Annotated in this window: 15 protein-coding genes and 1 pseudogene; all 16 read right to left on the bottom strand. The window is 37.6% G+C overall.

Features of this window, described 5'->3' with window-relative positions:
• Positions 1 to 254, bottom strand: a pseudogene (locus tag AC22ZQ_RS11800) (preprotein translocase subunit SecY); the annotation flags it as partial.
• A gap of 76 nt (positions 255 to 330) precedes the next feature.
• Complete coding sequence (gene rplO, locus AC22ZQ_RS11795; RefSeq protein WP_318958971.1) at positions 331 to 777, bottom strand: 50S ribosomal protein L15; 447 nt, start codon at positions 775 to 777, stop codon at positions 331 to 333.
• Between the two features lie 21 nt (positions 778 to 798).
• On the bottom strand, positions 799 to 975 hold the full coding sequence (gene rpmD, locus AC22ZQ_RS11790) for a 50S ribosomal protein L30 (protein WP_318958970.1): 177 nt from the start codon (positions 973 to 975) through the stop codon (positions 799 to 801).
• Positions 976 to 987: 12 nt separating this feature from the next.
• Positions 988 to 1506 (bottom strand): 30S ribosomal protein S5, encoded by a 519-nt coding sequence (gene rpsE, locus AC22ZQ_RS11785; RefSeq protein ID WP_318958969.1) that lies wholly within the window; start codon positions 1504 to 1506, stop codon positions 988 to 990.
• 5 nt (positions 1507 to 1511) lie between these two features.
• Positions 1512 to 1865, bottom strand: a complete 354-nt coding sequence (gene rplR / locus AC22ZQ_RS11780) for a 50S ribosomal protein L18 (protein ID WP_090248861.1) — start codon at positions 1863 to 1865, stop codon at positions 1512 to 1514.
• Positions 1866 to 1882: 17 nt separating this feature from the next.
• Positions 1883 to 2434 carry a 50S ribosomal protein L6 gene (gene rplF / locus AC22ZQ_RS11775; RefSeq protein ID WP_318958968.1) on the bottom strand — a complete coding sequence of 184 codons (552 nt, stop codon included), beginning with the start codon at positions 2432 to 2434 and terminating at the stop codon, positions 1883 to 1885.
• Between the two features lie 27 nt (positions 2435 to 2461).
• Positions 2462 to 2860 carry a 30S ribosomal protein S8 gene (gene rpsH, locus AC22ZQ_RS11770; protein ID WP_318958967.1) on the bottom strand — a complete coding sequence of 133 codons (399 nt, stop codon included), beginning with the start codon at positions 2858 to 2860 and terminating at the stop codon, positions 2462 to 2464.
• An 18-nt stretch (positions 2861 to 2878) separates the two neighbouring features.
• Positions 2879 to 3148 carry a 30S ribosomal protein S14 gene (rpsN, locus tag AC22ZQ_RS11765; RefSeq protein WP_318958966.1) on the bottom strand — a complete coding sequence of 90 codons (270 nt, stop codon included), beginning with the start codon at positions 3146 to 3148 and terminating at the stop codon, positions 2879 to 2881.
• A 3-nt stretch (positions 3149 to 3151) separates the two neighbouring features.
• A complete protein-coding gene (gene rplE / locus AC22ZQ_RS11760; RefSeq protein WP_318958965.1) occupies positions 3152 to 3703 on the bottom strand; it encodes a 50S ribosomal protein L5 in 552 nt (183 codons plus the stop codon).
• Complete coding sequence (rplX, locus tag AC22ZQ_RS11755; RefSeq protein WP_318958964.1) at positions 3703 to 4020, bottom strand: 50S ribosomal protein L24; 318 nt, start codon at positions 4018 to 4020, stop codon at positions 3703 to 3705. Before rplX ends, rplE begins: the two co-directional genes overlap by 1 nt.
• A 13-nt stretch (positions 4021 to 4033) precedes the next feature.
• On the bottom strand, positions 4034 to 4402 hold the full coding sequence (rplN, locus tag AC22ZQ_RS11750; protein WP_090248849.1) for a 50S ribosomal protein L14: 369 nt from the start codon (positions 4400 to 4402) through the stop codon (positions 4034 to 4036).
• Positions 4403 to 4411: 9 nt separating this feature from the next.
• Positions 4412 to 4669, bottom strand: coding sequence for a 30S ribosomal protein S17 (gene rpsQ, locus AC22ZQ_RS11745; protein ID WP_318958963.1), 258 nt, complete (start codon positions 4667 to 4669; stop codon positions 4412 to 4414).
• A 26-nt stretch (positions 4670 to 4695) separates the two neighbouring features.
• Positions 4696 to 4890, bottom strand: a complete 195-nt coding sequence (gene rpmC, locus AC22ZQ_RS11740) for a 50S ribosomal protein L29 (protein WP_318958962.1) — start codon at positions 4888 to 4890, stop codon at positions 4696 to 4698.
• A gap of 8 nt (positions 4891 to 4898) precedes the next feature.
• Positions 4899 to 5327 carry a 50S ribosomal protein L16 gene (gene rplP / locus AC22ZQ_RS11735; RefSeq protein WP_318958961.1) on the bottom strand — a complete coding sequence of 143 codons (429 nt, stop codon included), beginning with the start codon at positions 5325 to 5327 and terminating at the stop codon, positions 4899 to 4901.
• 26 nt (positions 5328 to 5353) lie between these two features.
• Positions 5354 to 6061 carry a 30S ribosomal protein S3 gene (gene rpsC, locus AC22ZQ_RS11730; RefSeq protein ID WP_318958960.1) on the bottom strand — a complete coding sequence of 236 codons (708 nt, stop codon included), beginning with the start codon at positions 6059 to 6061 and terminating at the stop codon, positions 5354 to 5356.
• Positions 6062 to 6067: 6 nt separating this feature from the next.
• A partial coding sequence (locus AC22ZQ_RS11725; protein ID WP_318958959.1) for a large ribosomal subunit protein uL22 occupies positions 6068 to 6341 on the bottom strand: 274 nt, incomplete at its 5' end.

Here is a 6341-nt window from a genome sequence, read left to right as displayed (position 1 = left end):
TGTACAGCAGGAACTGCCATACCTAATAACTGCATAATGATAGAAGCGGAGATGTAAGGCATGATACCCAATGCTAAAAATGAAGCATTAGTAAATCCTCCACCTGATAACAAACCAAGTAAACCTTCAAACGTACCAGCTGATTCTGATAAATCCGAAGTTAACTTAGAACTGTCTACACCAGGTAGAACAATATAACATCCTATACGATAAACAAGAATAAGAGAAAGGGTTATTACTAACCTCTTTCTCAATTCTTCAACTTTCCAGATATTCTTAATATTTTGTATAAACTTTTTCATTTTGGGTTAAAATAGTTGGCAAAGTTAATTAGATTTCTGTACAATTCCCACCTTTATCTTCAATTCCTGCTTTTGCAGTTGTTGAAAACTTGTGAGCAGTAACGTCTATCTTCGATTTCAACTCTCCTCTTCCCAAAATCTTAACTAACTCATTACGAGAGCACAAACCGTTCTCACGCAATACTTCAGGGTTTATTTCTGTTACTCCTTTTTTGTCAATTAAATTCTGAATAATATCTAGATTAATTGCTTTGTACTCTACACGGTTAATGTTTTTAAAACCGAACTTAGGTACACGTCTCTGCAATGGCATTTGACCACCTTCGAAACCAATCTTTCTTTTATATCCAGATCTTGACTTAGCTCCTTTGTGTCCACGAGTAGCTGTACCACCATGTCCTGAACCTTGACCTCTACCAATACGCTTATCGCTTTTGATAGAACCTTTTGCTGGAGTTAAATTATTTAGATTCATCTTTCTTAATTTTTATAGGTTCTACTCAACTACTTCAACTAAGTGTTGAACTTTTTTCACCATACCAAGGATTTGAGGAGTTGCTTCCTTCTCAATTACTTGGTTTAACTTTCTAAATCCTAACGCTTGGATCGTTCTCTTTTGTCTTTGTGAACGATTAATAGCGCTTCTTACTTGCTTAATTTTAATTGTAGCCATTTTCAGATATTATTAACCGTTAAACACTTTATCCATAGAAACTCCTCTTTGCTTAGCTACAGCTACTGCATCTCTCATTTGAGACAAAGCATCCATAGTTGCCTTAACCACGTTGTGTGGGTTAGAAGATCCTTGAGATTTTGCCAATACGTTGTGGATACCAACACTTTCCAATACAGCACGCATCGCACCACCTGCGATTACTCCTGTACCGTTAGAAGCTGGCTTAAGTAGAACGCGAGCTCCACCAAACTTACCTTTTTGTGCGTGAGGCACAGTATCGTTAATGATTGGAACTCTGATTAGGTTCTTCTTCGCATCATCAATTCCTTTAGAAATTGCTTCTGTTACTTCTTTTGCTTTACCTAATCCGTGACCTACAATCCCGTTCTCATCACCTACTACTACGATAGCTGAGAAAGAGAAAGTACGACCACCTTTAGTTACTTTAGTAACTCTATTAATACCAACTAACTTATCTTTTAGTTCGATATCAGATGATTTTACTCTATTAATATTGTTTGCTGCCATAACAATTAAAATTTAAGTCCGCCTTCTCTTGCTGAGTCAGCCAACGATTTAATTCTACCGTGGTATAAGTATCCATTTCTATCGAAAACTACTTTTTCCACGCCTGCTTTGATTGCTGCTTCAGCGATCATTTTTCCAACAAATGCTGCTTGTTCTACCTTTGGTAATTTCTCAGCGTCTTTGTTTCCTAAAGAAGATGCAGATGCAATAGTAACTCCTTTATTATCGTCAACGATTTGTGCGTAGATTTGCTTGTTACTACGGAAAACTGTTAATCTTGGAGTTTCTGAAGTACCAAAAATATTTTTTCTGATTCTTCTTTTGATCTTAGCTCTTCTTGCTTCTTTACTAAATGCCATTTAATCAAAAATTAAGATTATTTACCTGCTGCTTTACCAGCTTTTCTTCTTACTTCTTCACCTTGGAAACGAATACCTTTACCTTTGTAAGGTTCTGGTTTACGGAAGGAACGAATTTTGGCAGCTACTTGTCCTAACAATTGTTTATCGTGTGATTCCAATGTAACAACTGGTGCTTTACCTTTTTCAGTAGCAGCAGATACCTTAATTTCTTTCGGAAGTTCTATCATAATTGGGTGAGAGTAACCTACAGCCAAATCTAATCTCTGACCTTGTGTAGTTGCTCTGTAACCTACTCCAATTACTTCTAAAACTTTCTTATACCCTTCCGATACTCCAACAATCATGTTTTGTACCAAAGCACGAGATAACCCGTGTTTAGCTCTGTGATCTGGAGACTCAGATGCGCGGTTAAAAGTTAACACACCGTCATTTTGCTCTACAGTGATTGCTGAATCTAAAACTTCAGTCAATTCACCTTTAGCTCCTTTAACAGTGATTGTTTGTCCGTCAACTTTCACTTCAACTCCACTCGGGATTGTAATGGGGGATTTACCTATCCTTGACATTTTAAACTTTTTACTTATTCTTAACTATTAGTATACGTAGCACAATACTTCACCACCTACGTTCAATTTTCTAGCTTCTTTATCAGTGATAACACCTTTAGAAGTAGAAACGATTGCGATTCCTAAACCATTCAAGATTCTAGGTAACTCATCAGAGCTACTGTACTTTCTTAAACCTGGCTTAGAAACTCTTTGCAATTTTGTGATTGCAGGTACCTTCGTAGAAGGATTGTACTTCAAAGCGATCTTAATTACGCCTTGTTTGTTATCCTCTTCAAACATGTAGTTAGAGATGTAACCTTGATCAAATAAGATCTTAGTTAATGCCTTCTTTGTGTTTGAAGCTGGAATCTCAACTATCTTGAGTTGAGCACTACTCGCGTTACGAACGCGAGTAAGAAAATCTGCTATAGGATCTGTTACCATATCTTTCCTAAAAAACGATTACCAACTTGATTTTTTAACTCCTGGGATCTTACCAGCTAATGCCATTTCTCTAAAAGTTACCCTTGAGATACCAAACTGACGCATGTAACCTCTTGGACGACCAGTTAAAGAACATCTGTTGTGTACTCTAACTTTAGATGAATTCTTTGGCAACTTCTGAAGAGCATCCCAATCACCAGCTTCTTTCAAAGCGGCTCTTTTCGCAGCGTATTTTTCTACTAACGCTTCTCTCTTGCGCTCACGCGCTTTCCTTGATTCTTTAGCCATTTCTTATTTTTTTGTAAATGGGAATCCAAATGCATCTAACAATGCTTTTGCTTCTTCATCACTTTGCGCTGTTGTAACGAAAGTAATGTCCATTCCTAAAATTTTATTAACCTTATCTATATCAATCTCTGGGAAGATGATGTGTTCTTTAACTCCCATGTTGAAGTTACCACGTCCATCAAATCCTTTTGCAGGTACTCCTTTAAAATCACGAGTACGCGGCAAAGATACAGAAATGAAACGATCTAAGAAATCGTACATTTTATCTCCACGTAGAGTAACTTTAGTACCTACTGGCATCCCTTTTCTCAATTTGAAGTTAGAGATATCCTTTTTAGACATAGTTGCTACTGCTTGCTGACCAGCAATGATAGATAAATCTGCTACTGCAGAATCTACAATTTTCTTATCAGCTACAGCTTCACCTACACCTTGAGATAAAACTATTTTTGTCAACTTAGGTACACGCATTATCGTTTTGTACCCAAATTTTTCAGTCAATGCTGGAATAATCTCAGCACTGTACTTTTCGCGAAGTCTTGGTGTATAACTCATTACTTAATCTCCTCCCCTGACTTTTTAGAATAACGTACTAACTTACCAGCATCATTTAGCTTACGTCCAACTCTCGTTGCTTCTCCGTTAGCTACTACCATAAGGTTAGAGATGTGGATAGTTCCTTCTTTCTCTTCAATACCACCTTGTGGGTTAGATGCACTTGGTTTAGTATGACGTTTAATCATTTTTAAACCTTCTACTGTCGCGCGGTCGTTTTTCTTGTCAATAGCAAGAATTTTTCCTTCTCTACCGCGAGCCTCACCGCTAAGTACCTTAACAGTGTCTCCTACTTTAATGTGTAATTTCTTTTGCATGACTTTACAATTTTTAAAGTACCTCAGGAGCTAATGAAACAATTTTTAAGTAATTGTTTTCACGAAGCTCTCTCGCTACTGGTCCGAAAATCCTTGTACCTCTCATTTCTCCCGCTTGGTTCAATAGAACAACAGCGTTATCATCAAAACGAATGTAAGATCCATCTGCACGACGGACCTCTTTTTTCGTTCTTACTACCACAGCCTTGGCTACCTGACCTTTCTTAACTCCACCAGAGGGCATTGCGTTCTTTACAGTAACAACTATTTTATCTCCAACAGATGCATAGCGACGTTTTGTTCCACCTAATACGCGGATACACAACACCTCTTTAGCACCACTGTTGTCTGCTACTGAAAGTCTTGATTCTGTTTGTATCATTACTAATGATTATTTAGCTCTTTCAATAATTTCTACTAATCTCCAGTTCTTTGATTTACTCAAAGGACGTGTTTCCATGATCTTAACTGTATCACCTATGTTACAGTCATTATTTTCATCATGGGCCACAAATTTAGTAGTTTTTTTTACGAACTTACCATATTTTGGGTGTTTTACTTTTCTTTCTACAGAAATCACGATAGATTTTTCCATCTTATCGCTAGTAACAACCCCAATACGTTCTTTTCTTAAATTACGCTTTTCCATTTCAAGCTTATTTCTAAATTAACAGGTTACGCCTGCTTTTGTCTTTTTGTCATCTCTGTGTTCAATCTCGCGATTGATCTTCTCAACTCTCTGATTTGTAAAGGGTTCTCCAATGGAGAAACGGCATGCGTTAATTCTAACTTTGCCATTTTCTCCACAGATTCTTCAATACGGTTCTTTAAGTCTTCTACTGACAATTGATTGATTTCTTCTTGTTTCATTACCTTAATTATTTACCAGGTACTACATAATCCGGGCGAACCACGAATTTACATTTAACTGGAAGTTTTTGAGCTGCAAGACGCATAGCCTCTTTTGCAGTTTCATAAGGAACTCCTTCTGCTTCGAATAAAATTCTTCCTGGTTTTACTACAGCAACCCAGTGACTTGGAGCACCCTTACCTTTACCCATCCTTACCTCTGCAGGCTTAGAAGTTACAGGCTTGTCTGGAAATATTCTGATCCAAACTTTACCTTCTCTTTTCATGTAACGCGTAACCGCGATACGAGAAGCTTCAATTTGTCTAGAAGTAATCCATCCTGGTTCCAAGGTCTTTAATCCGAAAGATCCAAAAGCAACTTGACTCCCTCTGTGAGCTAAACCACGATTACGACCTTTCTGTGCTTTTCTAAATTTGGTTCTCTTTGGTGATAACATCTTCGAGTTTTTTAAAAGTCAATAACTTATTTCTTCTTTCTTCTTCCACCTTTGTTAGATCTTCCTCCTTTTTGAGAAGCCAATCCTACATTTGGTGATAAATCTCTCTTTCCGTAAACTTCACCTTTACAGATCCATACCTTGATACCGATACGTCCGTAAGTTGTGTGAGCTTCTGATAAAGCGTAATCGATATCAGCTCTAAATGTATGCAATGGTGTTCTACCATCTTTGTACATTTCTGAACGCGCCATCTCTGCACCGTTCAAACGACCTGAAATCTTAACTTTAATTCCTTCAGCTCCCATTCTCATTGTAGATGCAACAGCCATTTTGATTGCTCTACGGAAAGAAATTCTTGCTTCAATTTGACGAGCAATTCCATCTGCAACTAATCTCGCATCAAGCTCTGGTCTCTTGATTTCGAAAATGTTGATTTGGATTTCTTTTTTCGTCAATTTCTTTAACTCTTCTTTAAGCTTGTCAACCTCTTGACCACCTTTACCAATGATCACACCTGGGCGTGATGTATTGATAGTAACAGTAACCAATTTCAACGTACGCTCGATGATAATCTTAGCGATACTTGCTCTTGACAAACGTGCGCGAAGGTAACGACGGATTTTATCGTCTTCAACGATTTTATCCTTGTAGTCTTCTCCTCCGTACCAGTTAGATTCCCATCCTTGGATGAAACCTAATCTATTTCCTATTGGATTAGTTTTTTGTCCCATTACATCCTAATTTTTTACACCATCTACGACAAGCGTAACGTGGTTTGATCTTTTTCTAATTCTGTGAGCTCTTCCTTGAGGTGCAGCCTGAATTCTTTTCAACATTCCTGCTGGAGAAACCTCGATCGACTTAACGATTAATGTTTCATCCTCAAGAACCTTGTCTTCATTCTTCTGCTCCCAGTTAGCAATTGCTGAACGCAATAACTTCTCTAGACTCTTTGAAGCCTCCTTAGGATTATGTTGCAATATGTTAAGAGCCTTATTAACTTCTACTCCC

This window comes from Lishizhenia sp. (genome assembly GCF_057456495.1).
This window is presented reverse-complemented; position numbering and strand designations above follow the sequence as displayed.

What these genes read in the sequence shown, in the direction of transcription:
- rplO (WP_318958971.1), bottom strand. Translation starts at nt 777, where the DNA reads ATGAATCTAAATAATTTAACTCCAGCAAAAGGTTCTATCAAAAGCGAT.
- rpmD (WP_318958970.1), bottom strand. Translation starts at nt 975, where the DNA reads ATGGCTACAATTAAAATTAAGCAAGTAAGAAGCGCTATTAATCGTTCA.
- rpsE (WP_318958969.1), bottom strand. Translation starts at nt 1,506, where the DNA reads ATGGCAGCAAACAATATTAATAGAGTAAAATCATCTGATATCGAACTA.
- rplR (WP_090248861.1), bottom strand. Translation starts at nt 1,865, where the DNA reads ATGGCATTTAGTAAAGAAGCAAGAAGAGCTAAGATCAAAAGAAGAATC.
- rplF (WP_318958968.1), bottom strand. Translation starts at nt 2,434, where the DNA reads ATGTCAAGGATAGGTAAATCCCCCATTACAATCCCGAGTGGAGTTGAA.
- rpsH (WP_318958967.1), bottom strand. Translation starts at nt 2,860, where the DNA reads ATGGTAACAGATCCTATAGCAGATTTTCTTACTCGCGTTCGTAACGCG.
- rpsN (WP_318958966.1), bottom strand. Translation starts at nt 3,148, where the DNA reads ATGGCTAAAGAATCAAGGAAAGCGCGTGAGCGCAAGAGAGAAGCGTTA.
- rplE (WP_318958965.1), bottom strand. Translation starts at nt 3,703, where the DNA reads ATGAGTTATACACCAAGACTTCGCGAAAAGTACAGTGCTGAGATTATT.
- rplX (WP_318958964.1), bottom strand. Translation starts at nt 4,020, where the DNA reads ATGCAAAAGAAATTACACATTAAAGTAGGAGACACTGTTAAGGTACTT.
- rplN (WP_090248849.1), bottom strand. Translation starts at nt 4,402, where the DNA reads ATGATACAAACAGAATCAAGACTTTCAGTAGCAGACAACAGTGGTGCT.
- rpsQ (WP_318958963.1), bottom strand. Translation starts at nt 4,669, where the DNA reads ATGGAAAAGCGTAATTTAAGAAAAGAACGTATTGGGGTTGTTACTAGC.
- rpmC (WP_318958962.1), bottom strand. Translation starts at nt 4,890, where the DNA reads ATGAAACAAGAAGAAATCAATCAATTGTCAGTAGAAGACTTAAAGAAC.
- rplP (WP_318958961.1), bottom strand. Translation starts at nt 5,327, where the DNA reads ATGTTATCACCAAAGAGAACCAAATTTAGAAAAGCACAGAAAGGTCGT.
- rpsC (WP_318958960.1), bottom strand. Translation starts at nt 6,061, where the DNA reads ATGGGACAAAAAACTAATCCAATAGGAAATAGATTAGGTTTCATCCAA.